The 25,058-nt window shown below is 72.8% G+C and carries 23 protein-coding genes and 1 riboswitch; of the genes, 13 read left to right on the plus strand and 10 right to left on the minus strand.

The window, feature by feature from the left end:
• Positions 1–158 precede the first annotated feature (158 nt).
• The 5 genes from mshD (at position 159) to pstB (ending at position 5,581) form a co-directional block, all read left to right on the plus strand.
• A complete protein-coding gene (gene mshD, locus ACIRG9_RS18475) occupies positions 159–1,085 on the plus strand; it encodes a mycothiol synthase (protein WP_402856995.1) in 927 nt (308 codons plus the stop codon).
• Positions 1,086–1,462: 377 nt separating this feature from the next.
• On the plus strand, positions 1,463–2,569 hold the full coding sequence (gene pstS / locus ACIRG9_RS18480; protein ID WP_402856997.1) for a phosphate ABC transporter substrate-binding protein PstS: 1,107 nt from the start codon (positions 1,463–1,465) through the stop codon (positions 2,567–2,569).
• Between the two features lie 44 nt (positions 2,570–2,613).
• Entirely contained in the window at positions 2,614–3,699 is a 1,086-nt protein-coding gene (gene pstC / locus ACIRG9_RS18485) for a phosphate ABC transporter permease subunit PstC (protein ID WP_402856999.1), read from the plus strand.
• The gene (gene pstA, locus ACIRG9_RS18490) at positions 3,696–4,784 is read left to right on the plus strand and encodes a phosphate ABC transporter permease PstA (protein WP_402857001.1); all 1,089 of its coding nucleotides are present in this window, start codon (positions 3,696–3,698) and stop codon (positions 4,782–4,784) included. The genes pstC and pstA overlap by 4 nt, the downstream gene beginning before the upstream one ends.
• A gap of 20 nt (positions 4,785–4,804) precedes the next feature.
• Entirely contained in the window at positions 4,805–5,581 is a 777-nt protein-coding gene (gene pstB / locus ACIRG9_RS18495) for a phosphate ABC transporter ATP-binding protein PstB (protein WP_402857132.1), read from the plus strand.
• 64 nt (positions 5,582–5,645) lie between these two features.
• Here the strand turns inward: pstB and ACIRG9_RS18500 are convergent, their stop codons facing one another.
• Positions 5,646–6,833 carry an epoxide hydrolase family protein gene (locus ACIRG9_RS18500; RefSeq protein WP_402857003.1) on the minus strand — a complete coding sequence of 396 codons (1,188 nt, stop codon included), beginning with the start codon at positions 6,831–6,833 and terminating at the stop codon, positions 5,646–5,648.
• A 62-nt stretch (positions 6,834–6,895) separates the two neighbouring features.
• On the opposite strand from ACIRG9_RS18500, the gene ACIRG9_RS18505 reads away from it, so the two are divergent.
• Entirely contained in the window at positions 6,896–7,852 is a 957-nt protein-coding gene (locus ACIRG9_RS18505) for a helix-turn-helix transcriptional regulator (protein ID WP_402857005.1), read from the plus strand.
• Between the two features lie 7 nt (positions 7,853–7,859).
• Here the strand turns inward: ACIRG9_RS18505 and ACIRG9_RS18510 are convergent, their stop codons facing one another.
• The gene (locus ACIRG9_RS18510) at positions 7,860–8,681 is read right to left on the minus strand and encodes an NUDIX hydrolase (protein ID WP_402857007.1); all 822 of its coding nucleotides are present in this window, start codon (positions 8,679–8,681) and stop codon (positions 7,860–7,862) included.
• 244 nt (positions 8,682–8,925) lie between these two features.
• On the opposite strand from ACIRG9_RS18510, the gene ACIRG9_RS18515 reads away from it, so the two are divergent.
• Entirely contained in the window at positions 8,926–9,918 is a 993-nt protein-coding gene (locus ACIRG9_RS18515) for a Gfo/Idh/MocA family protein (protein WP_402857009.1), read from the plus strand.
• Between the two features lie 59 nt (positions 9,919–9,977).
• Here the strand turns inward: ACIRG9_RS18515 and ACIRG9_RS18520 are convergent, their stop codons facing one another.
• Both ACIRG9_RS18520 and ACIRG9_RS18525 read right to left on the minus strand, forming a co-directional pair.
• Positions 9,978–10,982, minus strand: a complete 1,005-nt coding sequence (locus tag ACIRG9_RS18520) for an anion permease (RefSeq protein ID WP_402857011.1) — start codon at positions 10,980–10,982, stop codon at positions 9,978–9,980.
• 4 nt (positions 10,983–10,986) lie between these two features.
• Positions 10,987–11,613: a DUF47 domain-containing protein gene (locus ACIRG9_RS18525; RefSeq protein ID WP_402857013.1), complete on the minus strand. Its 627-nt coding sequence runs from the start codon at positions 11,611–11,613 to the stop codon at positions 10,987–10,989.
• A 242-nt stretch (positions 11,614–11,855) separates the two neighbouring features.
• On the opposite strand from ACIRG9_RS18525, the gene sigJ reads away from it, so the two are divergent.
• On the plus strand, positions 11,856–12,809 hold the full coding sequence (gene sigJ, locus ACIRG9_RS18530) for an RNA polymerase sigma factor SigJ (RefSeq protein ID WP_402857015.1): 954 nt from the start codon (positions 11,856–11,858) through the stop codon (positions 12,807–12,809).
• An 8-nt stretch (positions 12,810–12,817) separates the two neighbouring features.
• Here sigJ and ACIRG9_RS18535 read toward each other — a convergent pair whose 3' ends face one another.
• Complete coding sequence (locus ACIRG9_RS18535; RefSeq protein ID WP_402857017.1) at positions 12,818–13,324, minus strand: DUF402 domain-containing protein; 507 nt, start codon at positions 13,322–13,324, stop codon at positions 12,818–12,820.
• A gap of 127 nt (positions 13,325–13,451) precedes the next feature.
• Between ACIRG9_RS18535 and ACIRG9_RS18540 the strand changes: the two genes are divergently transcribed.
• The gene (locus ACIRG9_RS18540) at positions 13,452–15,581 is read left to right on the plus strand and encodes an ATP-dependent DNA helicase (protein WP_402857019.1); all 2,130 of its coding nucleotides are present in this window, start codon (positions 13,452–13,454) and stop codon (positions 15,579–15,581) included.
• Positions 15,582–15,834: 253 nt separating this feature from the next.
• Here ACIRG9_RS18540 and ACIRG9_RS18545 read toward each other — a convergent pair whose 3' ends face one another.
• A complete protein-coding gene (locus ACIRG9_RS18545) occupies positions 15,835–17,139 on the minus strand; it encodes an AI-2E family transporter (RefSeq protein ID WP_402857021.1) in 1,305 nt (434 codons plus the stop codon).
• A 134-nt stretch (positions 17,140–17,273) separates the two neighbouring features.
• Here ACIRG9_RS18545 and ACIRG9_RS18550 point away from each other — a divergent pair, with 134 nt between their 5' ends.
• Both ACIRG9_RS18550 and ACIRG9_RS18555 read left to right on the plus strand, forming a co-directional pair.
• Positions 17,274–17,621: a GroES family chaperonin gene (locus tag ACIRG9_RS18550; protein ID WP_402857023.1), complete on the plus strand. Its 348-nt coding sequence runs from the start codon at positions 17,274–17,276 to the stop codon at positions 17,619–17,621.
• Between the two features lie 82 nt (positions 17,622–17,703).
• Complete coding sequence (locus tag ACIRG9_RS18555) at positions 17,704–17,871, plus strand: hypothetical protein (protein WP_402857025.1); 168 nt, start codon at positions 17,704–17,706, stop codon at positions 17,869–17,871.
• A gap of 75 nt (positions 17,872–17,946) precedes the next feature.
• Here ACIRG9_RS18555 and ACIRG9_RS18560 read toward each other — a convergent pair whose 3' ends face one another.
• Positions 17,947–19,434, minus strand: a complete 1,488-nt coding sequence (locus ACIRG9_RS18560) for a PrsW family intramembrane metalloprotease (RefSeq protein WP_402857027.1) — start codon at positions 19,432–19,434, stop codon at positions 17,947–17,949.
• Positions 19,435–19,457: 23 nt separating this feature from the next.
• A riboswitch (SAM riboswitch) is annotated at positions 19,458–19,578 on the plus strand.
• Positions 19,579–19,627: 49 nt separating this feature from the next.
• On the opposite strand from ACIRG9_RS18560, the gene ACIRG9_RS18565 reads away from it, so the two are divergent.
• Positions 19,628–20,908 (plus strand): aminotransferase class V-fold PLP-dependent enzyme, encoded by a 1,281-nt coding sequence (locus ACIRG9_RS18565; protein WP_402857029.1) that lies wholly within the window; start codon positions 19,628–19,630, stop codon positions 20,906–20,908.
• Between the two features lie 25 nt (positions 20,909–20,933).
• Here the strand turns inward: ACIRG9_RS18565 and ACIRG9_RS18570 are convergent, their stop codons facing one another.
• Entirely contained in the window at positions 20,934–22,193 is a 1,260-nt protein-coding gene (locus ACIRG9_RS18570) for an aromatic acid exporter family protein (protein WP_402857134.1), read from the minus strand.
• A 76-nt stretch (positions 22,194–22,269) separates the two neighbouring features.
• On the opposite strand from ACIRG9_RS18570, the gene ACIRG9_RS18575 reads away from it, so the two are divergent.
• Positions 22,270–22,911 (plus strand): metal-dependent phosphohydrolase, encoded by a 642-nt coding sequence (locus ACIRG9_RS18575; RefSeq protein ID WP_402857031.1) that lies wholly within the window; start codon positions 22,270–22,272, stop codon positions 22,909–22,911.
• Here ACIRG9_RS18575 and ACIRG9_RS18580 read toward each other — a convergent pair.
• Together ACIRG9_RS18580 and ACIRG9_RS18585 are read right to left on the minus strand one after the other, a co-directional pair.
• Positions 22,877–23,164 carry a DUF4031 domain-containing protein gene (locus tag ACIRG9_RS18580; protein WP_402857033.1) on the minus strand — a complete coding sequence of 96 codons (288 nt, stop codon included), beginning with the start codon at positions 23,162–23,164 and terminating at the stop codon, positions 22,877–22,879. The genes ACIRG9_RS18575 and ACIRG9_RS18580 overlap by 35 nt on opposite strands.
• A gap of 7 nt (positions 23,165–23,171) precedes the next feature.
• Positions 23,172–24,986, minus strand: coding sequence for a glycerol-3-phosphate dehydrogenase/oxidase (locus ACIRG9_RS18585; RefSeq protein ID WP_402857136.1), 1,815 nt, complete (start codon positions 24,984–24,986; stop codon positions 23,172–23,174).
• Positions 24,987–25,058: the final 72 nt, after the last annotated feature.

Here is a 25,058-nt window from a genome sequence, read left to right on the forward strand (position 1 = left end):
GCGAGCGGTGGCATCCGGCAGCACCGAGACCACCACACACCGCGCACGGAGTCGATCAAGACACACCTACCGCGTAGACCGACGCGGGTGTGCGACCGCACACGGCCGGTCCCCGGGTCCGCCACGAGCGGGTGCGGGCCGGCCGCTACGGTGACGGCATGAGCAGCACCGTGCCGACCGCTGACCGAGTCGCCCGCGCCGACCGGCTGGCGCCGGTCGAGGTGGCCGAGGTGCTGGCGCTGGCCCGCACCGCCGGGGACGCGGACGGGGCCGACCCGCTCGACGAGCACGTGCTGCTGCGACTGCGGGACCCGGAGGCGCCGGCGGTGCACCTCACCGCCCGGGCCACCGACAACGCCCTCACCGGCTACGCCCACCTCGACACCACCGATCCGGCGGGCGGCCTCGGGGTGGAGCTGGTCGTGCATCCGGCGTACCGGCGGCGCGGCACCGGGCGGGCCCTGGCCCGGGGGGTGCTGGCCGCGGCCTCCGGCCCGCTGCGCGCCTGGGCCCACGGCGATCACCCGTCCGCCGCCGCGCTCGCCGTGGACCTGGGCTTCGCCCGCGCCCGGGTGCTCTGGCAGCTACGCCGTCCGCTGACCGCGGCACTGCCCGAGCCCGTCCTGCCCGACGGCGTGCTGCTGCGCGCGTTCCGTCCCGGCGAGGACGACGACGCCTGGCTGGCACTGAACAACGCGGCCTTCGCCGAGCACCCGGAGCAGGGCCGGTGGACTCCCGCCGACCTACGGGTACGCCTGGCCGAGCCATGGTTCGATCCGGCCGGTTTCCTGCTCGCGGTGGACTCGGCCACCGGACGGCTGCTCGGCTTCCACTGGACCAAGGTCCACGAACGACCCGGCTCGGCCCGGATCGGCGAGGTCTACGTACTCGGGGTGGACCCGTCGGCACACCGGGGCGGGCTCGGCCGGGCACTCACCAACGCCGGGCTCGCCCACCTGCGGGACCGGCGGGGGCTGGACCGGGTGATGCTCTACGTCGACGAGTCCAACACCCGCGCCGTCGCCCTCTACGAAGGGCTCGGCTTCGCCCGCTGGTGCGCCCACGTCAACTACCAGCTCGGCTGAGCGACCAGCGCGTACGGCACCGCGCGGCGACTGAGCACCCGGCACCGCAACACCCGGCACCACACAGCGGTTGAGCACCCGGCGTGTGCCGGCGAGCGGCTGGCGGGTGCATCACGAGGGCATCACGGGAAGGTTCCGGGGCGGTCACGTCCGGCCCGACATGAGTGGATAAAGGGGACACCTCCCCGCCAGTTCACGTAATGGACAATCCGTCCTAAGCAGACTGTCGCCTGGCGGAGCGTGCCTGTTCACCCCCTGTTCACTTCCCGCGGGCGAGCCGGCTACCTGGCACTTCTAACTTTCGTACCAGCCGGTCAGCGCCGGCACCCGGGCCAACCCGGGCGACCTGACCAAAGATGTGAAGGGAAACCCCTCAGGTGAAGCTCCAGCGGCACGGTGCCATTGCCTGCCTCGCTCTCTCCGCGGTGCTCGGTCTCAGCGCCTGCGGATCGGACAACAACGAGCCCTCCACGGACGCCTCCGCCTCCGGGTCGGCCGCTGCGGCCGACTGCGGCAAGGGCACGCTGAACGCGCAGGGCTCCTCCGCCCAGAAGAACGCGATGGCCGAGTGGATCAAGGCGTACCAGCAGAAGTGCGCCGGCACCACGATCAACTACGAGCCCACCGGCTCCGGCGCCGGCATCGAGGCCTTCATCGCCGGCACCGCCGACTTCGCCGGTTCCGACTCCGCCCTGAAGGAGGAGGAGCAGCCGAAGGCGGACGCCAAGTGCACCGGCGGCCAGGCCCTCAACCTGCCGATGGTGATCGGCCCGGTGGCCGTGGTCTACAACGTCAGCGGCGTGGACAACCTCCAGCTCACCCCGGCCACCCTGGCGAAGATCTTCGCCGGCAAGGTGACCAAGTGGGACGACGCGGCGATCAAGGCCGACAACCCGGACGCCAAGCTGCCGGCCACCGCGATCCAGGCCGTGCACCGCTCCGACGAGTCGGGCACCACCGACAACTTCACCAAGTACCTCTCCAAGACCGCCGAGACGGACTGGACCTTCGGCAACGCCAAGGCGTGGAAGGCTCCGGGCGGCGTGGGCGCGGCCAAGTCCGACGGTGTGGCCAGCAAGGTCAAGAGCACCGACGGCACCATCAGCTACGTCGAGTGGTCGTACGCCGAGAACGCCAGCCTGAAGAAGGCCAAGGTCAAGAACGGTGCCGGTGAGTGGGCCGAGCTGACCGCCGAGTCGGCCGGCAAGGCGATCGCCGGGGCCAAGATCGAGGGCCAGGGCAACGACCTGAAGATGTCGATCGACTACAACACCACGGAGGCCGGGGCCTACCCGATCGTCCTGGTGACCTACGAGATCGTCTGCAGCAAGGGCGTCGCCGCCGACAAGCTGGCGCTGGTCAAGGGCCTGCTGAGCCACGCCGCCAGCGCCGAGGGCCAGAGCTCGCTGACCGAGCTGGGCTACGCGCCGCTGCCCGACTCGGTCCGCACCAAGGTCGAGGCCGCCGTCCAGAGCCTCGCCTGACGCGCTGACCGACACCACCTCCTCAATACGAAGCGAGCGAGCAGATGGGTGATAACCCTCACCGCTCGGCTCACGCCGGCACCGGCGGGACCCACGTGGCCACGAGCCACGAGGGACCTGCCGGTGCCTCGGCGCGTGTGGCCGAGAGTTCCGGTAACCCTCGTTTGACCGACAACGGCCTGGGCGGCGGCGGGGCCCTGCCCCGGGCGCGGGCCTTCGGCGCGGAACGGGCGTTCCGTGGCCTGACCCTGGCCGCCGGCACCGCCGTGCTGGTCATCATCGCGGCGATCGCGATCTTCCTGATCGCCAAGGCGGTTCCGGCACTGCGGGCGAACACCGAGTCGTTCTGGACCTACGAGGGCTGGTTCCCGAACGAGAACCCCCCGAAGTTCGGCATCGGCGCGCTCGCCTTCGGCACCGTGCTCAGTTCGGCGCTGGCGCTGCTCATGGCGGTGCCGGTCGCGCTGGGCATCGCCCTCTACCTCTCGCACTACGCCCCGCGGCGGCTGGGCAACGCCCTCGGCTTCCTGATGGACCTGCTGGCCGCGGTGCCCAGCGTGGTCTTCGGGCTCTGGGGTCGGGACTACTTCGCGAAGCCGGTCGCCGACCTGTCCGCCTGGCTGCACGAGTACTTCGGCTGGATCCCGATCTTCGGCGAGGGCCCGTACGGCAGCTCGATCCTGCTGGGCTCGCTGGTGCTGGCGATCATGGTGCTGCCGATCGTCACCTCGCTCTCCCGCGAGGTGTTCCGGCAGACCCCGACGGCCAACGAGGAGGCCGCCCTCGCGCTGGGCGCCACCCGCTGGGAGATGATCCGCACCGCCGTCATCCCGTACGGCCGTCCGGGCGTGATAGCCGCGGTGATGCTCGGCCTGGGCCGCGCGCTCGGCGAGACCATCGCCCTGGCGCTGACCCTCGGCTCGACGTACGCCATCTCGTTCAACGTCCTGGAGAGCGGCGGCAACTCGATCGCGGCGAACATCGCGAACCGGTTCGCCGAGGCGAACGCCACCGGGCGGGGCGCACTGATCGCCTCCGGCCTGGTGCTCTTCGCGATCACGCTGATCGTCAACATCACCGCCCGGGCGATCATCTACCGCCGCCGCGAGTTCACGGAGTCGGCAGCATGAGCATGACAGTCACCTCCCACCGCCCGCAGCCGCCGGCCCAGCCGGTCACGCTGCGGGCCAAGCGGCTTCCGGCATACGCCGCGCCCGCCATCGCCGTCGTGGCCCTGCTGGTCGCCGCCGGCATCGTGTACGGCGCCGGCATCGGCGGACCGGTCCTGGTCGTGGTCGTCGGCGTGCTGCTCTACCTGGCCGGCCTCTTCTTCACCGCGAACGCGGTGGAGGGACGCCGGTCGGCCCGCAACCGGACCTGGAGCGCTCTGATCCACTCCGCCTTCGTCCTGGCGGTGCTGCCGCTGGCCTCGGTGGTCTGGACCCTGGTGAGCAAGGGCGCCGAGCGGCTGGACGCCAACTTCTTCTTCACCTCGATGAACAACATCGGGGCCCGGGACGCGAACGGCGGCGCGTACCACGCCATCATCGGCACGCTGGAGCAGGTCGGAATCGCCACGCTGATCACCGTCCCGCTCGGCGTGCTCTGCGCCATCTACGTGGTCGAGTACGGCCGGGGCCGGTTCGCCTTCGCGATCCGCTTCTTCGTCGACGTGATGACCGGCATCCCGTCGATCGTCACCGGCCTGTTCGTGCTGGCGTTCTGGGTGATGATCGTCTCGCCGTGGTTCAACAACGGGCAGCCGGGCTTCTCCGGCTTCGCCGCCGCCCTGGCGCTGAGCGTGCTCATGCTGCCGACCGTGGTCCGCTCCACCGAGGAGATGCTCCGCCTCGTCCCGGCGCCGCTGCGCGAGGGCGCGTACGCCCTCGGCGTGCCGAAGTGGAAGACGATCCTGCGGATCGTGCTGCCGACGGCGCTGCCCGGCATCGTCACCGGCATCATGCTCGCCATCGCGCGGGCGGCCGGCGAGACGGCCCCGGTGCTGCTCGTCGCCGGCGGCGGCGCGGCGATCAACTTCAACCCGTTCGAGAACAACCAGTCGTCGCTGGCTCTCTTCGTCTACCAGCAGGCCGGCGAGGCATCGAAGTACTCGCCGGCTCGGGCGTGGACCGCAGCCCTGACCCTGGTCGCCCTCGTCCTCATCCTGACCGTCGCGGCGAAGTTGCTGGCCCGCCGCAACCGGCTCGGCCGATGAACCTCGGAGGTACCACCACCATGGCCAAGCGCATCGAAGCCACCAACGTCACCGCGTACTACGGCGGGTTCAAGGCGATCGAGAACATCAACCTGACCGTCGAGCCGAAGACGGTCACCGCCCTGATCGGCCCCTCGGGCTGCGGCAAGTCCACCTTCCTGCGCTCCATCAACCGGATGCACGAGGTGCTGCCCGGCGCCCGGGTCGAGGGCAGCCTGACCATCGACAACCAGGACATCTACGACCGGGACGTGGACGTCACCGCGGTCCGCCGGATGATCGGCATGGTCTTCCAGCGGCCCAACCCGTTCCCCACCATGAGCATCTTCGAGAACGTGGTGGCCGGCCTGCGCCTCAACGGCGTCCGGAGGAAGTCGATCCTGGAGGAGTCGGCCGAGAAGGCGCTGCGCTCGGCGAACCTGTGGGACGAGGTGAAGGACCGGCTCGGCAAGCCGGGCGCCGGGCTCTCCGGCGGTCAGCAGCAGCGCCTCTGCATCGCCCGGACCATCGCGGTCGAGCCGCAGGTGGTGCTGATGGACGAGCCCTGCTCGGCGCTGGACCCGATCTCCACGCTGGCCATCGAGGACCTGATGTTCCAGCTCAAGGACAAGTTCACCATCGTCATCGTCACGCACAACATGCAGCAGGCAGCCCGGGTGTCGGACCGGACCGCCTTCTTCTCCATCGAGAAGACCGGCGACCCGGGCCGGCTGATCGAGTACGACAACACCCAGAAGATCTTCAGCAACCCGAGCCAGAAGAAGACCGAGGACTACATCACCGGCCGCTTCGGCTGAGCCGCTGGTTCCGGTCCGCGAGGGCCCCGGTCGATCTCCGACCGGGGCCCTCCGCCGTGTTCCGTCAGCGCAGCTTCCCGAAGAACTGGCGGATGTCCTGCACCAGCAGGTCCGGCGCCTCGTGGGCGGCGAAGTGCCCGCCCCGGTCGTACGTGTGCCACGAGGCGATGTTCTTGTGGTCCCGCTCGACGAGCGTGCGGATCGACTGGAAGTCCCAGGCGAAGTTGGCCAGCCCGAGCGGCACCGTGGTCGGCTCCAGCGGTTCCGAGCCTCGGCCGTTGACCTTCTGCGTCGGGTGCACCACCTCGGCGTCCTCGTAGTAGTAGCGGGCCGAGGAGGCGGCGGTGTTGGTCAGCCAGTAGATGGTCGCGTTGGCCAGCACGTAGTCGGGGTCGAGTTGCTCCCCCATCAACTGGGCCACCCAGCCGAGCAGGCCGGCCGGCGAGTCGGCCAGGGCGTGCGCGACGTTCTGCGGCTCGGTCGAGTGCAGCCGGTCGTAGCCGCCTCGCCGCTGGACGAACCAGTCGGCGAACGCCACCTTGCCCCGCTCCTCCTCGGTGAGGGCGGCGAGTTCGCCGGCGTCGCCGGACGGCAGCGAGAAGACCTGGGTGACGTGTACGCCGAGCACGTGATCCGGGTCGGTCCGGCCCACCTCCGGGCTGACGAAGGCGCCGAGGTCGTTACCGGCCGCGCCGTAGCGGTCGTACCCGAGGCGGCGCATCAGCTCGGCCCAGGCGCGGGCCACCCGAAAACGGTTCCATCCCCGCTCCCGGGTTGGCCCGGAGAGACCGAACCCGGGCACCGACGGGATGACCAGGTGAAAGGCGTCTGCCGGGTCGCCGCCGTGTGCCCGGGGGTCGGTGAGCGGTCCGATCACGTCCAGCCACTCGACCACCGTGGTCGGCCAGCCGTGGGTGAGGATCAGCGGAGTGGCGTCCGGCTCGGGCGAGCGGACGTGCAGGAAGTGCACGTTCTGCCCGTCGATCTCGGTGGTGAACTGCGGGTACGCGTTGAGCCGGGTCTCCCAGGCCCGCCAGTCGAACGCCGTCTGCCAGCGCTCGACGAGCCGCTGCACGTAGCTGCGCGGCACGCCGTACTCCCAGCCGGGCGGGACCGGGCCGGCCGGGGAGGCCGGGGGGTCGGCGGGGAGTTCCTCGGCCCAACGGGTCCGGGCCAACCGGTCGGTGAGGTCGTCGAGCTCGGCCTGCGGGACGTCGATACGGAACGGGAGGAGCGCGGTGTTGTCAGCCATGCCCGAAGCGTAGAGATCAATTAGGAACGCTTCGTTCCTAATGATGCGGCAGAATCCGGGGAATGTTGGAGACCTCGGCGCGGCTGCTGCGCCTGCTGTCGCTGATGCAGACCCCGCGCGAGTGGACCGGCGCCGAGTTGGCCGAGCGCCTCTCGGTGAGCACCCGGACCGTCCGCAACGACGTGGAGCGGCTGCGCGCCCTCGGCTACCCGGTGCATGCCACCCGGGGCGCGGTGGGCGGGTACCGGCTCGGGGCGGGGGCCGCGCTGCCCCCGCTGCTCCTCGACGACGAGGAGGCGGTCGCGGTGGCGGTCGGGCTGCGCACCGCCGCCGGGGGCAGCGTCGCCGGCATCGAGGAGACGTCGCTGCGGGCGCTCGCGAAGCTGGAACAGGTCCTCCCCCACCGGCTGCGCCGCCGGGTCAGCGCGCTGCACACCCACACCGTGCGGGTGCCGCACGACGAACCCGGCCCGACCGTCGACGCGGACACGCTCCACACGATCAGCGCCGCCTGCCGGGACCGGGAACGGCTGCGCTTCGACTACGTCCGGCACGACGGCACCGCCGACCGGCGGGACGTCGAGCCGTACCGGCTGGTCAACTGGGGCCGCCGCTGGTACCTGGTGGCCTTCGACCCGGCGCGGGACGACTGGCGGACCTTCCGGGTGGACCGGATCACGCCGCACGCTCCGACCGGCCCCCGCTTCCCGGCGCGGGAGCTGCCCGAGGACGTCGTGGACAGGGTCCGGCGCGGCGTGTCGGCGGCGGCGTGGCGGCACCGGGCCCGGGTGCTGGTGCACGCGCCGGCCGAGGTGGTGGCCGAGCGGATCAATCCGGCCGTCGGCACCGTCGAACCGGTCGATCCGGGCAGCTGCCTGCTGCACACCGGCTCCGACCGGCTGGAGACGATCTCGGTGTGGCTCGGCCTCCTGGACGCCGACTTCACCGTCCAGGACCCGCCGGAACTGGCCGAACTGCTGCGTACCCTCGGCAAGCGCTACCTGCGCGCGGCCGGCTGACGGCCGGTCAGTCCAGCACGAACCGAGGATCGCCGCTGAGGTCGAGGCGGGGGGTGACGGGGGTGGCGGCATCGCGGGCCGCGGCGGCCCGGGCCACGCCGGCCAGGTCGCCGGCGGCGGTGACCTGGGCCAGGGTGACCCTCGTCGGCGGCAGCATGTTCAGCTCGCCGGCGTCCGCCCGGGTCAGGGCGTCCGCCGGTCGGCACCACAGCGTCCGGTCGGCCTCGCCGGAGACGTCCCGGGTCCGCTGCCCCTCCGGCAGCAGGGCCACGAAGAAGTACGTGTCGAAGCGGCGCGGCTCGAACTCCGGCGTGATCCACCGGCTCCACGGCAGCAGCAGATCGGACCGGAGGGTGAGCCCCCGGCCGGCCAGCAGGTCGGCGAAGCCGGTCCGGCGGGCCTCCAGGTCCTGCCGGACGGTCTCCCATTCGTCCCCGCTCACGTCGCCCACCACGGTGGTCGGGTCCGGGCCGGCCAGCAGCACCCCTGCCTCCTCGAAGACCTCTCGGGCAGCGGCGCAGACCACCGCCTGGGCGTCGCCCGGCGCGAGTCCGAGACGGTCACCCCACTCGGCCGCGTCCGGACCGGCCCAGCCCAGGTGCGCCTGCGAGTCGGAGCGGTCCACGCCACCGCCGGGGAACGCGTACATCCCGCCGAAGGCCATCGCGGCGACCCGACGGATGAGGTACACCTCGAAGTCGGTGCCGGCGGGGCGCAGCAGCAGCACGGTGGCGGCGACCCGGGGCACGGCCGGCACACCACGCTCGGCGTGGAAGCGGCGGGCGTGCTCCACCAGGGCGGGGGGTGCGGCGAAACCGTCGGCGGTCATCTCGCGAGCCTAGTTCGCGACAAGTGGATCATGCCCCGGCGACCCGGGAGAGATCTTGGAAGGAAGTGGCCCCAACAGCGGCCGAAATATACCAAGATCCCTCGGATGTCCTGATGGGTGGGAGGCGACGCCCGAGATATGGGAACAGGCGAGCTTGCCCCGGGGTGCGGGGTGGGGAAGGCTCTGATCTCGCGGGCAGGAAAGTGCCGGGGCAGCTGGCGGGCCCGCCGGGCGGAGGGATGACATGGACCAAGAGAGCAGCGCCACGAAGACACGTTGGGGCATCCTCGCCACCGGCTGGATCGCCGCGCGGTTCGCCGAGGACCTGCGGCTCGTGCCGGGGGCGGAGCTGGTCGCGGTCGGCTCGCGTACCCGGGAGAGCGCCGAACTCTTCGCGGCCCGGCACGGCGTGTCCCGGGCGTACGCCTCCTGGGCGGAACTGGCCGCGGACCCGGACCTGGACGTGATCTACGTGGCCACCCCGCACGCCGCGCACCACGAGGCGGCCCTGGCCTGCCTGGCCGGCGACAAGGCCGTACTGGTGGAGAAGCCGTGCACCCTGGACCTGGCCACCAGCACCGAGCTGGTCGAGACGGCGCGCGCCCGCGGTCTCTTCCTGATGGAGGCCATGTGGATGCGAACCAACCCGATCATCCTGCGGGTCCTTGAGCTGATCGCGGAGGGGGCGATCGGCGAGGTGACCCAGGTACGGGCCGACTTCGGGGCGGCCGGACCGTTCCCGCCGGAGCACCGGATGCGGGCCCGGACGCTGGGCGGTGGCGCGCTGCTCGACCTCGGGGTATACCCGGTGAGCCTGGCCCACCTGCTGCTCGGCGTGCCGCAGCACACGCACGCCTGGGCGAAGCTGAGCCCCGAGGGCGTGGACGAGAACACCGGCATCGTGCTCGGCTGGGACTCCGGCGCGGTGGCGACGCTGAGCTGCGGAATGGTCGGGGCCACCGCGATCACCGCCTCGATCACCGGCACCTCCGGGCGGATCGACCTGCCCGAGCCGTTCTTCCGGCCCGGGTCGGCGGTGTTGCACCGGCTCGGCGCGGAGCCCGAGACCATCCCGGCCGACCTGACCGGCGGCGGCTACCAGTACGAGGCCGCCGAGGTGCAGCGCTGCCTGGCCGCCGGGCTGGTCGAGAGCCCGCTGGTCCCGCACTCGGCCACGCTCGAGGTGATGGCGCTCCTGGACGACATCCGCAACCGCGTCGGCGTCTCCTACGCCTGAGCGGGAGGGCCGACAGCGCCCTGAGCGGGAGGGGCCCGGCAAGGGCCCCTCCTCTCACCTCAGAACAGCGGGCGGACCAGCAGGTACGCCAGGCAGGCGATGGCCGCCGCCGCCGGGAAGGTGATGATCCAGGCGACCACGATGTTGCCGGCGACGTTCCAGCGGACCGCGGAGAGCCGCTTGGTCGCGCCGACACCCATGATCGCCGAGGTGATCGTGTGGGTGGTGGAGATCGGGGCGTGCAGCACCAGGGCGTTGAAGTAGAGCACCGCGCTGGCCACCGACTCGGCCGCGAAGCCCTCCGGCGGGCCCAGGTCGATGATCTTGCGGCCGAGGGTACGGATGATCCGCCAGCCACCCGCGTAGGTGCCGGCCGCGAGCATGGCCGCCGAGGTCCAGAACACCCACTGCGGGATGTGGGTCTTGTCGGACTGGAAGCCGCCGGTGTAGAGGGCCAGCACGATGATGCCCATGGTCTTGGCCGCGTCCTGCATGCCGTGGCCCACCGACATCGCGGCGGCGGATAGGGTCTGCGCCCAGCGGAAGCCCCGGTTGAGCTTGCCCGGCTGCCCCTTCCGGAAGAGCCAGAGGATCGCCAGCATCACCAGGAAGCCGAGGACGAGGCCGACCACCGGCGAGAGCACCATCGGGATGATGACCTTGTCGATGATGTTGCCCCACTGCACGACGCCGTCGGCGGCGAAGAGGGTCGCCCCGACCAGCCCGCCGAAGAGGGCGTGCGAGGAGGACGACGGCAGGCCGAAGTACCAGGTGATCAGGTTCCAGGCGATCGCACCGAGCACCCCGGCGAAGAGCACCCCGAGACTTGCCACCCCGGTGGGCAGGGTGACCAGGCCGTCGCCGACCGTCTTGGCCACCCCGGCGCCGAAGTGCGCTCCGACGAAGTTGCCGACGGCGGCCAGGGCGAGGGCGACCCGGGGGGTGAGCGCGCGGGTGGAGACGCTGGTGGCGATGGCGTTGGCCGCGTCGTGGAAGCCGTTCGTGTAGTCGAACGCCATGGCGACCACGATCACCGCCAGCACGGCGATGAGTTCGGGACTCACGGGATCAGGACTCCTTGACCGCGATGGTCTCGACTGTGTTCGCCACGTGCTCGAAGGCGTCGCAGGCGGCCTCCAGCTCGTCAGCGACCTCCTTCATCTTCAGCACCGTGAGCGCGTCGTACTCGCCGGAGAAGAGCCGGACGAGCAGCATCCGGTACGCCTGGTCGCCGTCGTTCTCCAGGCGGTTGCACTCGATCCAGTAGGGCTCGAGGTTCTTCATCGACCGCAGCTGCGGCATCGCCTCGGCGGTCAGCTTCGCCTGCTGGTCCAGCACGTTCACCAGCTCGTGCAGCTCGCGCGGCAGCGCGGGGAGCTTGGTCAGGCCGTACAGGTAGAGCAGGTTGCCGACCGCCTCCAGGTGGTCCATCACGTCGTCGAGCAGCGAGCCCAGCCGGTAGATGTCCTCCCGATCGAACGGGGTGATGAAGGTAGAGTTGATCTTCTTGTACAGCTCGTGGGTGATCTGGTCGCTGTCGTGCTCGACCTCGGTCAGCCGCTCGCTGACCGACTGCACGTCAACGCCCGGCAGCGCCAACTCGTTGAGGAGTTCGGTGCCCCGCACCAGATTATGCGCGGCCCTGGTGAAGAGCTCGTAGAAGGCGCCCTCGGTGGGACGGAAGGAAAACTTCACAGCACGGACCTCGTCGTGTCGGGGGAAGGGTGGGCCGCCGCCCCACTGGGCGCCTGCAGAGGGCATGCTAGGTACCCCGCCGAATCGGGCATTCGCCGGCCCACCCCTGGTCAAACCCGCTTTACCGTGAGTTCACCCACTGTTCACCTACGCCTGCCGCCCCTCCATCGGTGTCACGTTTGCGGACGCTGAGACGTCCTGAGGGAAGGGGAGAATGTGGGTTCTGGCGGGAGGAGCGGGGCGTGACAGATCTGGCGGGCGAGTTCGAGGCGGAACGAGGGCATCTGCTGGCGGTCGCGCACCGGATGCTGGGCAGCCGGAGCGAGGCCGAGGACGCGGTGCAGGAAACCTGGCTGCGGTACGCGAAGGCGCTCGCCGACCCCGCCCACCGTGCCCAGATCCGCGAGCTGCGCGGCTGGCTGACCACCACCTGCTCGCGGATCTGCCTGGACGTGCTCCGCTCCGCCCGGGTACGCCGCGAGGCGTACCCCGGTCAGTGGCTGCCGGAGCCGGTGGTGACCGACGTGCCCGCCGTCGACGGCTTCGCCCCCGACCCGGCCGAGCGGGCCGTACGGGCAGAGCAACTCGGCACCGCTCTGCTGGTGGTGCTGGAGCGGCTGACCCCAGAGCAGCGGGTGGCGTTCGTCCTGCACGACGTCTTCGCTGTGCCGTTCGTCACCATCGCCGACGTACTCGGCACCACCGCCATCGCGGCCCGGCAGCTCGCCTCCCGGGCCCGCCGTGCGGTCACCGGGCCGGACACCCCACGCCACACCGCCGACCTGGCCGAGCAGCAGCGGGTGCTCACCGCATTCGTGGCCGCCGTGGAATCCGGGGAACTGGACCGGCTGGTACACGTCCTCGCCCCGGACGTGGTGCTGATCGGCGACGGCGGCGGGCACGTCCCGGCGGCCCGCCGGCCGGTGGTCGGCGCCGTCGCCGTGGCCCGCTTCCTCTTCGGTCTCTTCGGCCAGGCCGCCCGGCACGGCAGCCGGCTCGCGGCCCGGCCCGTGCTGGTCGACGGCGCACTGGGCTGGCAGTTGGAGACGGTGCACCGGGGGCAGCAGCTCCGCATGGTCACCTCGTTCGCCGTGCACGACGGCCGGCTCACCGGCGTGTTCAACCAGATCAACCCGGAGAAGCTGGCCCACCTGGCCGGGCTCGGGGTGGAGACCGGCTGGCCGCCGCGCTGGTAGCGGCCGGCTCAGACCACCAGGGCCAGCCACTTCCGATACGACGTGGCGAACGGCTCGGTGCCGTCGCCGAGCGCGCCGAGGAGGCGGCGAGCGGCGGCTTCCGCCTCGACGACCACGTCGTCCGGGTAGCCGAAACGCGCCCGGTTCTCGGCGAACTCGTCCTCGTCGCGCAGCTCGACGATGCCGGTGTCCCGGCGGCGCACCACGTCCAGGTCCAGGTCGATCAGGTGGACCGTGCTCTCGCCCTCCCACCGCGCCGGGGTGGCGATGTCGCAGTAGACCTCGCTGGTCCGTGGTGGCGGGTTGAACATTCCGGTCCACCAGCCGTGCCGGGGCACCAGCAGCACGAACGGGATCTGCTCGACCGAGGGCCGGCCGTGATAGACCGATTCGGTGCCGGCCGGCACGCCGAGCCACACACCGAGGTCGTCCTCGGCGAGCCGGCGGGCCGGGTAGTCGCGGTGGGCGCTGCCGTCGTACTTGCGGTAGATCACACGGACCACATCGCTCGGCATGACTGGAACCCTAACCGATTCCGGCCACGGGACGCGATCGGCGGGTAACCGGACGCGATCCCGCCGGAACCGCGCCACGACGCGGTTCGGCGCGCCCCCTGTCGGCGGCGACGGGTACGGTCGCACGGTGACCCTGCCCCGTACCGCCACCGGTCCCGCCGTCGGAAAGAAACGCCGGGGCAGCCGGCCCAGCGGCGGCGAACTGTTGGCCGCGGCGATCGGCGTGGTCCCCGGTGGCGCGGCCCGCCCCGGGCAGCAGCAGATGGCCGAGGCGATCGAGCAGAGCATCAGCTCCGGCGAGCACCTGCTGGTCCAGGCCGGCACGGGTACCGGCAAGTCGCTGGCGTACCTGACCCCGGCGCTGACCGTGGACGGCCCGGTGGTGGTCTCCACCGCCACCCTGGCTCTGCAGTCCCAACTGGTCGATCACGACCTGCCCCGGCTGGCCGACGCGGTGGAGCCGCTGCTCCGCCGCCGTCCGACCTTCGCGGTGTTGAAGGGACGGCACCACTACCTGTGCCTGGCCCGGCTGGACAGCTCCACAGAGGAGGAGCCGGAGGACACCCTCTTCGACGCGCCCCGCCCCGGCGGCACCAAGTGGCTCGGCGAGGCCGGCCGGCTCGGCAAGCAGATCCAGCGGCTGCGCGACTGGGCGGAGAAGACCGCCACCGGCGATCGGGACGAGTTGGACCCGGGCGTCGACGACCAGGTCTGGCGGACCGTCTCGATGCCGGCACGGGAATGCGTCGGCGCGACCCGCTGCCCGTTCGGGCAGGAGTGCTTCGCCGAGGCCTCGCGGGCCCGGGCCCGCGAGGCCGACATCGTCGTCACCAACCACAGCCTGCTCGCCGTCGACATGCTCGCCGGCCGGCACATCGTGCCGCCACACAAGCTGCTCATCGTCGACGAGGCGCACGAGCTCGCCGACCGGGTCTCCTCGGCGGCCCAGGCCGAGCTGGTCCCGGAGCTGATCGACCGGTCCGCCCGCCGGGCCCGGCCGCTGCTGCGCCCCGAGCTGGCCGAGCGGCTCACCGAGGCCGGCGACGCCCTCGCGGTGGGGCTGGCCGAGGCGCCGGCCGGGCGGCTCACCGCCGGGCTGCCACCCGCGCTCCGGGAGGCGTGCACGCTGCTGGACGGGGCCACCCGGGCCGCGTTGGAGTCGATCGGCGAGGTCAAGTCCGACGACCCGGACCCGGTCCGCAAACAGCAGGCCAAGGCGGTGCTGGACGAGCTGTCCAGCACCGTGCAGCGGCTGCTGGAGGAGGCCGACCACGATGTGGCCTGGGTGGAGAAGCCGGAGAACGGCAGCCGCCGCGCCCTGGTGGTCGCGCCGCTCTCCGTCGCCGGCACCCTCGCCACCCACCTGTACGACGAGCGTACGGTGGTCGTCACCTCGGCCACCCTGGCGCTGGGCGGGCGCTTCGACACGGTCGCCCGCGCGCTGGGGCTGGACGCGCCGCCACCCGCCCCGCCGTCCCCGGCCGCCGCCGCGCTGGCCGCCACAGCCGCCGCCGGCCGGCCCGGGGCCGCGGACGCCGAGGGCACCCGGAGGACCGCCGCCGGCACGGCTCCGGCCACCGAGGGGTCCGGTTGGCGTTCGCTCGACGTCGGCTCGCCGTTCGACTACGCGCGACAGGGCATCCTGTACGTCGCCGCGCACCTACCCCGCCCCAGCGTCTCCGGGCTGCCCGACGCGGCCGGCGAGGAGCTGTTGTCGCTGGTCGGGGCGCTCGGTGGGCGTACCCTCGGGCTCTTCTCCTCGCGGCGGGCCGCGCAGCAGGCGGCGGAGCTGCTCCGCGCGCGGACCGACCTGCCGGTGCTGTTGCAGGGTGAGGAGGCGCTGCCGCTGCTGGTCCGCCGGTTCCGGGAGGAGCGGGAGAGCTGCCTGTTCGGGGTGATGTCGCTCTGGCAGGGGGTGGACGTGCCGGGTGACTCCTGCCAGCTCGTGGTGATCGACCGGCTGCCGTTTCCCCGACCGGACGAGCCGCTCGCCGCGGCCCGCGCGGCGACGGTGGACGCCAGCGGCGGCTCCGGTTTCGCCGCGGTCAGCGTGCCGATCGCGGCGGTCCGGCTGGCCCAGGGCGTCGGCCGGCTGATCCGGGCCACCGCCGACCGGGGGGTGGTGGCGGTGCTCGACTCCCGGCTGGAGACCGCCCGCGGCTACGGGCCGTTCCTGCGCCGCTCGCTGCCGCCGTTCTGGTACACCACCCGGCCCGACGTGGCCCGAGGCGCGCTGGAACGGCTCAGCCGCTCCTGACCGGGCGCTGACCGGCCGGCCGACGCGGATGCCGGCGTGGCCACCCGTCGCCCGCGTTGATCCACTCCAGGTGCGGCACTTCGCGGTCTCCACCCGGCCCGGACACCGCGCATGTTGCCGCACCGCGCGTTGATCGACTCCGCATGCGGCACATCGCGGTCTCCACCCGGCCTGAAAGACCACACCTTGCCGCACATGGAGTTGATCAAGGCCCAGGAGGCCCAGCTGCCCAGGAGGCCCGGCGGCCCAGGGGCTAGGGGGCCTGGGAGGCCACCACGACGGCGTCCGGCGGGGTGTCCGGCACGGTCCGGGCGGCAAGCCGACGGATCGCGGTGTTGAGCACCGCGATCAGCGGCACCGCGACCAGCGCGCCGGCGATGCCGGCGAGGACCACCCCGGCCGCGATCCCGATGATCACGGCGAGCGGGTGGATGGCCACCGCCCGACCCATGATCAACGGCTGGAGCACGTGCCCCTCCACCTGCTGCACCGCGATCACCACGCCGAGAATGATCAAGGCGGTCACCGGGCCGCTGTCGACGAGCGCCACCAGCACGGCCACCCCGCCGGAGAGCGCCGCCCCGACGATCGGGATGAACGCCCCCAGGAAGACCAACGCGGCCAGCGGGAACGCGAACGGGATATGGAAGGCGACCAGGAAGATGCCGATGCCGACGGCATCGATGAAGGCGACCAGCACGGTGGCCCGGACGTAGGCGCCCAGGGTCGACCAGGCGGCCCGGCCGGCGTCGTCGACCTTCCACCGGGCGGCCACCGGCAGCAGCCGGACCAGGAAACGCCAGATCTTGTTGCCGTCGCGCAGGAAGAAGAACGTCGCGAAGAGCACCAGAATGGTGCCGGTCAGCGCCTCGGCCAGCGTCGCCGTGGCGGAGAGGGCGCTGGTGGTGAACGTCTTGGAGTTACCGGTGATCCAGGTCTGCGCCTCGTCGATGTAGCGGTCGAGCTGGTTGTCCGACACGTGCAGCGGGCCGGTCCTGAGCCAGTCCTGGATCTGCCGGACGCCCTGCGACGACTTCTCGCTCAGCTCGGGCACGCCCCGGATGAACTCGTTCACCACCAGGGTGAGCGTGGCGACCACCGCGGCCAGGCCGCCGACCAGCACCACGCCGGTCGCCAGCGAGCGCGGGAAGCGGGCCTTGAGCAGCCAGCCGACCGCCGGGGCGAGCAGCGCGGAGAGGAGCAGCGCGATCGCCAGCGGGATGATCACGATGCGGATGGTGCCGACGATCCTGAGCAGCGCCCAGGCCACGATGCCGATCGCGATCAACCGCCAGGACCAGGCGGCGGCGATCCGCAGCGCGTGCGGCACGTCCGCGTCGTCCTGACTGGCGGTCGACGGGTGCGGGGCGGTCGACGATTCCGGACCGACCGGGGGCGCCGGAGCCGGAGTCGCCGGGCCCGACGGGGCGACGTCCTCCCCCGGCGGGTCTGCGGGATCGAGGCGGCGGGTCCGGGCCGACGCACGGCCTGACTCGTACGCGCGGCGGAGCCGTCCGCGCATCCGCTCGAAGCGGCTCAAGCGCACCTCCCGCAACATTGGTCCGCCCACGTGCCAGGGGGGACAGAATAGTCGTCCATCCCACCCTAGGTCGGCTCCGCCACACATTGCTCGTGCCCATTCCGACCAACCACGCCGACGATCGACCGTCGCGCACGCGGTAGCGTCTTCGCGTGACCGTCGACCAGAACCTCGACTCCGGCCTGCCGATCCGTCTGCTGCACGACCGCGTGCTGGTGCAGACGGAGGGCAGCGACGGCGAACGCCGATCCACCGCCGGCATCGTGATCCCGGCCACAGCAGCGGTGGGCAAGCGGCTGGCCTGGGCGACCGCGATGGGGGTGGGCCCGAACGTGCGTTCCATCGTCTCCGGGGACCGGGTGCTCTTCGATCCCGACGACCGCTCGGAGGTCGAACTGCAGGGCCGGGCGTACGTCCTGCTGCGCGAACGCGACGTGCACGCCGTCGCCGCCGAGCGGGTGGAGAAGGAGCCCACCGGCTCGACCGGCCTCTACCTTTAGGGCCGGTGCCCCTCACCCCGGGCGCTGTTTGCGCTGCTGCCCGGCGGGAAGCCCAGGCACCACAGCGCCCTGGGGAGGGACCATGCCGATTGTGCTCAAAAAGCTGCTGGCCTGGGGACTCGTCGCGTTCCTGATCTACTACGTGGCGTACCGCCCGAACGGCGCGGCGCAACTGGTCAGGACGATCGGGGCCGGCCTGATGGCCATCGCCCAGGGCATCGGTGACTTCCTCACCAGCCTGATGGGTTGACCACGCACCCTGGCCAGCGCGGTTCAGGCAACCGGCCAGGATGCGGCCAGGGCCGCCGAGCACCGTCGTGACCGGTCAGGCGCCGGGGTGCCAGGGCGCCGTGGGGTGGGCGCCGTACCAGCCCGGTGGGCCGTAGCCGGGCGGGTAGGCCGGGGGCGGCGGTGGCGCGGCCAGCACCACCGGAATCGGCACCACCGGCTCGTCCGGGGCCTCGACCGCGCGCTGCGACCCGTCCGGGAACCGCAGGTGGTAGTGCTGGCCGTCCCAGATCCCGACCGGCGCCTGCGGGTCCCGGCCCACGAAGAACGCCCGGTACGCGACGATCGAGTCCAGCAGCTGCCGCTCCTCCCGCGCCGTCCGGTCCCGTTCGGCCGGCGTCCGGTCCAGCCCACGGCGCATACCGTCGCGCAGCAGCGCCAGCCGGGTCGCCGCGAACTGGTATCCCCGCATCGCCCGCACTCCGCCCTCGCCGGCCACCCGCCGGGCCCAGGTACGCGCGGCGTGCCGCCGGCCGAGGCTGCCCAGGGCCGCCACCTCCGGCGGGGTGAGCCAACCGGCCCGGACGTAGTCCGGCAGGGTTCGTTCGGTGAGCCGACCCTCCCAGGCGCGCAGCCAGACCGCCAGCCCGACCATCGCGAAGAAGATCGGCACCATCACGCCGATGTAGCCGTACAGGACGATGATCGGCTGCCCGGTGGCGGCGGCCAGCGAGGGCAGCAGGTTCCAGGTGCCGTGGAGCATCATCGCCACCAGCAGGCCGGCGAGCGGGGCGAGAATGCGGACCCGCCGGTCGGCCGCCCGGGCGGCGATGCCCAGGCCCACCCCGGTCATCGAGGTGAAAAGCGGGTGGGCGAAGCCGAAGAGCAGGATCCGGACGATGAAGATGGCGATCACCTGTTGGGCGCCGGTGGCCGGGCCGTACTCCTCGACGCCGGCCCGGTAGCCGTACCCGCCCAGGTAGAGGATGTTCTCCACCATCGCGAAGCCGATCGCCGAGAGCCCGCAGTAGACCAGCCCGTCGGTGATCCCGGAGAACTCCCGGCGACGGAAGATCAGCAGCAGGATCGGGGCCGCTGCCTTGGTCAACTCCTCGATGAACGGGGCGACCAGCACGGCGGTCAGCTCCGCGGGCAGCCCCAGGTGCTTGAACAGGCTGGCAAAGCCCTCGTTGACGTACAACGCGATCGACGTCGCGACGAACGCGCCCCAGACGAAGCAGAAGATCAGATACTTCAGCGGCTCCGGTTCGTACCGGTCCAGCCAGAGGAAGCAGGCGACGAGCACCGGCACCGGCAGGATCGCCGCGACCACCCCGACCAGCAGGGCCTCCGGGCCGAGGTCGGAGCCGAGCCGGTAGAGGATGACGACCGCGCCCACAGCGATCACCAGCAGCACGGCGGCGAGCACCAGGATCCGCTGCCAGCCGAGCCGGCGCAGCGGCATCCGGGGAGTCGACGACCCCGGCGGCGGGAGGGCGGGCGCGGGCGGCGGCGGGGCTCCGCCGGGCGGGGTGTCGGCCATGGCGCCAGCGTAGTCACCCGCGCGGCTCTGGTCCGGCCGCATCGGTGCGCGTATGCTCCCGGGCAGGTCACGAGCGCCAGCGTCAAGCCCCGGCTTGCTGGCCGGCAACCCTCGTCGAGTTCGCGGTGGGGTGCCCCGGGTGATGACCGGGCCCAGCCCGAACCCCGTGCTGGGCAAGCGCGGACCCCGTCCCGGTAGCCACACCCGGGGTCCCCTGGACCCGGGAGGTTCCGGCATGGCCGTCACCCTCGTACCCGCCCCGTTCACGCTCTCCACGCCGCCGGCGCCGCACCGGCCGGACCCGCTCGCCGTGCTCGGCGTACCGGGGGAGATCAACCTGGACCACGCCGCCAGCGCGCCGTGCGCGCGGGCCGCGGCCGACGCGGTGGCCGAGCTCCTGCCCTGGTACGCGAGCGTGCACCGGGGCGCCGGGGCGCTGTCGCGGCGCTGCACCCTGGCCTACGAGCAGGCCCGGCAGACGGTGGCCGACTTCCTCGGCGCCCGCCCCGGCGACCACGTGATCTTCACCCGGAACACCACCGACGCGGTCAACCTGCTCGCCCGGGCGCTGCCCGCCGGCACCACCGTGGTCACCTTCGCCGGCGAGCACCACGCCAACCTGCTCCCCTGGCCGCGTGGCTCGGTCCGGCTCCCGGTGCCGGCCAGTCCCGCCGAGGCGGTACGCGCCCTCGACGCCGCCCTGCGCGAGCTGCGCCGCACGGGCACCGGCGCGGGAGCCCAACTGCCGGTGCTGGTCGCGGTGACCGGCGCGAGCAACGTGACCGGGGAACGCTGGCCGGTGGCCGAACTCGCCCGGGTGGCCCGCCGGCACGACGCCCGGATCCTGGTGGACGCCGCGCAGCTCACCCCGCACGCCCCGGTCGACCTGGCCGCGCTGGACGTGGACTACCTGGCGCTCTCCGGCCACAAGCTGTACGCCCCGTTCGGCGCCGGCGTGCTGGTCGGGCGCGGGGACTGGCTGGACGCCGCCCCGCCGTACCTGACCGGCGGCGGCGCGACCAGCCACGTCGGTACGGCCACCCACGATGTGCGCTGGGCCACCGGGCCGGCGCGGCACGAGGCCGGCACCCCGAACCTGCTCGGCGCGGTGGCGCTGGCCGCGGTCTGCGCCGCACTCGGCGAGGCGGACCGGGACGCGCTGCACGCCCGCGAGCAGGCGCTGCTGACCCGGTTGCGGACCGGGCTCGCCGCCCTGCCGCACGTGGTGGAGCTGCGTACCTTCGGGCCGGACGCACCCCGGGTCGGCATCGTCTCGTTCGTGATCGCCGGCCGGGACTCCGCCGACGTCGCCGCCCAGCTCGCCACCGCCCACCGGATCGGGGTCCGGGACGGGCTCTTCTGCGCCCACCCGCTGGCCCGCCGGCTGCTGGTCGAGGCGGCGGCGCGCAGCCGGCGGCGTGACCTGCCCCCGACCGCGCTGCGGGCCAGCCTCGGCCTCGGCACCACCGCCGCCGAGGTGGACACCCTCCTCACCGCCCTCGCCCAGTTGGCCTGAGTCCCGCGCGACCTCGGGACGCGTCTCAACCGACGGGGGGTGCCGTGGGCGGCCTGGGGGCGGGGCTCTGCTCGGTCGTGCCGCCCCTGCGCTGCTCCCGCTCACCGAACGCCTGCCGGACCAGCCGGTTCGCCTCCTCCTGCTCGACCCCGGAGGCCACCATCAGGTCGCTCGCCGTGGTACGGACCTGCGCGATCACCACGCTGCCGGAGAAACCGACCCCCTCGGTGTACGCCCGGCCGGCCTCGCTGACCGCGCGCAGCGACCGTTCCCGGGCCTGCTGGGGCTCCTCACCGACGGCGAACTCGTGCCGGAGCAGGCGTACCGACTCGGCGAGGTGGGCGACGGCGGCGGGCATCGGTTCGGGAACCGGCTCCTCGTCCTCGATCAGGGTGACCGAGCGCCGGATCAGCGTGCCGCTGTTGCGCATCGCCCGGTCGATCGGGTCGGCCGCCTCGGCGTAGTGGGTCAGTTCGTTGCGCCGGTGCCAGCGGGCCGGCGAGATGGTGATGGTTTCCTTGGCGCCCTCGATCGCCTCCGAGAACTCGGCCAGCTCCGCCTTGTTCTCCCGCAGCCGGTGCAGCGCCTGCTGCGCCGCACCCCGGTCCCGCGTGCGCAGCGCCTCCGCGCAGATGTCGAGCTGCGCGGCGAGCAGCTCCAGCGCCGGCCGGGCGGCCCGGTTGATCACGCGCAGCGGATTGAGCGGCAGCAGGATCGCGGTCACCAGCAGCGCGATCGAGCCGCCCACAGCCGCGTCGATGAAGCGGGGGATCTCCAGGTTCTTGGTGGACGGGCTGAGGGTCACGATCAGCACGGCGGTGGCCGCAGCCTGGATCACGACCGCCACGCTCGCCCCGGCGAAGATGCTCAGCAGGATCGCCACGGTCACCACCACGCCCAGCTGCCATGCGCCGGTCCCGACCGCATAGATCAGGCCGTCGCCGATCAACACCCCGATCGCCACCCCGACGATCAGCTCCACGGTCCGGCGGAACCGCTGGCCGACAGAGGCGGCCAGGGTGCCCACCGCGGAGATCGGGGCGAAGACCGGTTGCGGGTTGCCGAGCACCCGGTGGGAGACCAGGTAGGACAGGGCGGCGGCGAGGCCCGCCTGGACCGCGAGGCCGCCGGCGGTACGCACCCGGTGCAACCGGTCGTGCCAGGTGGCCCGGCCTCGATGCCGCAGTTCATCCATCGCCTCGGCGATCCGGGCCGAGTCGACGTCGACCAGCCCCTCGCGCAGCCGGGCACGCCGCAGGAACGAGGGCCGCCGGTCCCTGGCAATGGTCATGACCGGGACTACCCGCCCCACACCCGGTGAATCCTCGCCCCGCGTACGGCGACACGGCAGACTGCACCGGGTGGACGAGCTGATGCAGCGGTGGCGGGACGCGGCCCACGCGGCGGGGGCAGCCGATCCGGCCGGGGTCGAGCGGGCCGGGGCACGGCTGCTGACCGCCTGGCGGGAGCCGCACCGGCGGTACCACACCACCACCCACCTGCGGGCGGTGCTGGACGTGATCGACGCGTATTCCGGGTCGGCCCGCCGGCCGGCGCTGGTCCGGCTGGCGGCTTGGTGCCACGACGCGGTCTACGACCCGCGGGCCGGCGGGGACACCAACGAGCGGGCCAGCGCCGAACTGGCCGGCGACCTGCTCGCCGCCGCCGGGTTGCCGGCGGACGCGGTGACCGAGGTACGCCGACTCGTGCTGCTCACCGCCGGGCACGCGACGCGGCCCGACGACCCGGACGGTGCCCTGCTCTGCGACGCCGACCTGGCGATCCTGGCCGCCCCGCCCGACGGGTACGACCGCTACGCCACCGCCGTCCGCCACGAGTACGCGCACGTCCCCGACCCGGCTTTCCGGGCCGGCCGGGCGGCGGTGCTGGCGGGCCTGCTGGACCTGCCCACCCTCTACCGGCTGCCCGCGCCGCACGCGCGCTGGGAGGTCCCCGCCCGGGCCAACCTCACCCGCGAACTCGCGGCCCTGCGGGCCGGGTGAGATGTTTGGGGCGGCGGAGGCCGGAGTCGCGCAGCAGCCGGACGAGGTCGCGGGAGGGAACCACCCGGGCGCCGAGCCAGACGGCCATCGGGAACCGTTCCGCCGGCAGGTCGTAGTGGTCCCGGTCGAAGCCACGGCGGGGCGCGCCCAGCGCCTCGGCGAAGGCGTGCAGCTCCGCGTAGGAGACGTCGCTGATCAGGTGTGACCAGAGCCGCCCCCGCCAGGGCACCGCAGGCCGGTCCAGATAGAGCATGCTCCGCCTAGCGGGACGACGGAAGCTCGACGCTGTCGCCGTCGCCGCCCCGGTCGGCCGCGAAACCGCGCACGTCCGGGGCGCCCAGCCGGGCCTCGTCGGCGGCGAGGTCGTCGGGCATCAGCTGCGACCGCCGCTCGGCCTCCACCCGGGCCCGGTAGTGAGCCACCTCGCGGGCCCGGGTCGCCTCGTCCCAGCCGAGCACCGCGCCCATCAGCTCCGCGGCGTGCTCCGCCGACTCCAGGCCCCGGTGGCTGGTCTCGAAGTCGATCCGGGTACGCCGGGTCAGCACGTCCTCCAGGTGCAGCGCACCCTCGGCGCGGGCCGCGTACGTCACCTCGGCGGCCAGGTACTCGGGGGCACCGGCCAACGGCGAACCGAGCAGCGGATCGGCGTCGATCAGGGCGAGCAGGTCCCGGGTGAGCGTGCCGTACCGCTCCAGCAGGTGCTCGACGACCCCGACCGGCACCCCGTGCCGGCGGGCCAGATCGGCCCGGTCCCGCCACATCGCCGGGTAACCGTCGGCGCCGAGCAGCGGCAGGTCGGCGGTACGCGACGGGCGCGTCCCGCCCAGCCGGTGCACGGCCCGGTCGACCACGTCCGAGGCCATCACCCGGTACGTCGTGTACTTGCCGCCGGCCACCAGCAGCAGCCCGAGCATCGGCTCGACCACCGCGTGCTCCCGGGACAGCTTGGAGGTGGAGTCCGCCTCGCCGGCCAGCAGCGGGCGCAGCCCGGCGTACACGCCCTCGATGTCGTCGGTGCTGAGCGGCCGGTCCAGCACCGTGTTGACCTGCTCCAGCAGGTAGTCGATGTCGCGGGCGGTGGCCGCCGGGTGGGACCGGTCCAGCCGCCAGTCGGTGTCGGTGGTGCCGATGATCCAGTGACCGCCCCACGGGATCACGAAGAGCACGCTGGTGGCGGTACGCAGGATCAGCCCGGTCTCGCCGGTGATCGCCGAGCGGGGCACCACCAGGTGCACTCCCTTGGAGGCCCGGACCCGCACGCCGGGGCGCAGCCCGACATCGTTGAGCATCCGCGACATGTCGTCGCTCCACACGCCGGTCGCGGCGATCACCGTACGGGCGCGTATCTCGAACTCGGCGTCGGACGATCCGGCCGGCGCCTCAAGGTCACGGACCCGCACCCCGGTTACCTCCCGGGCCTGCCGGATCAGGCCGACCGCCCGGGCGCTGGTCACCACGGTCGCCCCGAGGCTGGCCGCCGTCCGGGCCAGCGTCACCACCAGGCGCGCGTCGTCGACCTGCCCGTCGTAGTAGCGGATCGCCCCCGCCAGGTCGTCCGTCCGCAGGCTCGGGAAGATCCGACGAGCGCCCTCCCGGCTCAGGTGCCGGTGCAACGGCATGCCCCGCCCGCCGCCGAACACCCCGGCGAACGCGTCGTAGGCGGCCACTCCGGCGCCGTAGTAGGACCGGCGGAAGAGCCGCCCCGGCAGGTCCCGCAGGCCGCCCTCGGCGCGCAGCGGGATCAGGAACGGCACCGGGCGCACCAGGTGCGGGGCGAGCCGGGTGGCGAGCAGCCCGCGCTCGGTGAGCGCCTCGTGTACCAGGTGGAACTCCAACTGCTCCAGGTAGCGCAGGCCGCCGTGGATCAGCTTGCTGGAGCGGCTGGAGGTGCCGGCGGCGAAGTCCCGCGCCTCCACCAGGGCCACCTTCAGCCCCCGGGACGCGGCGTCGAGGGCGGCGCCGGCCCCGGTCACCCCGCCGCCGATGACCAGCACGTCGAACCGCTCGGCGCGGAGTCGACGCAGGTCTTCGGCGCGGCGCTCGGCGGAGAGCTGACCGGCCACGGATCGGGACACGTTGGGGTCGCGCACCCGTCCACCGTAACCGCCGCATGCTCCGACGGCATCCATCGTCGCGGTCACCCGGCC

The sequence above is a fragment of the Micromonospora sp. NPDC093277 genome (assembly GCF_044765245.1).
Taxonomy (GTDB): domain Bacteria; phylum Actinomycetota; class Actinomycetes; order Mycobacteriales; family Micromonosporaceae; genus Micromonospora.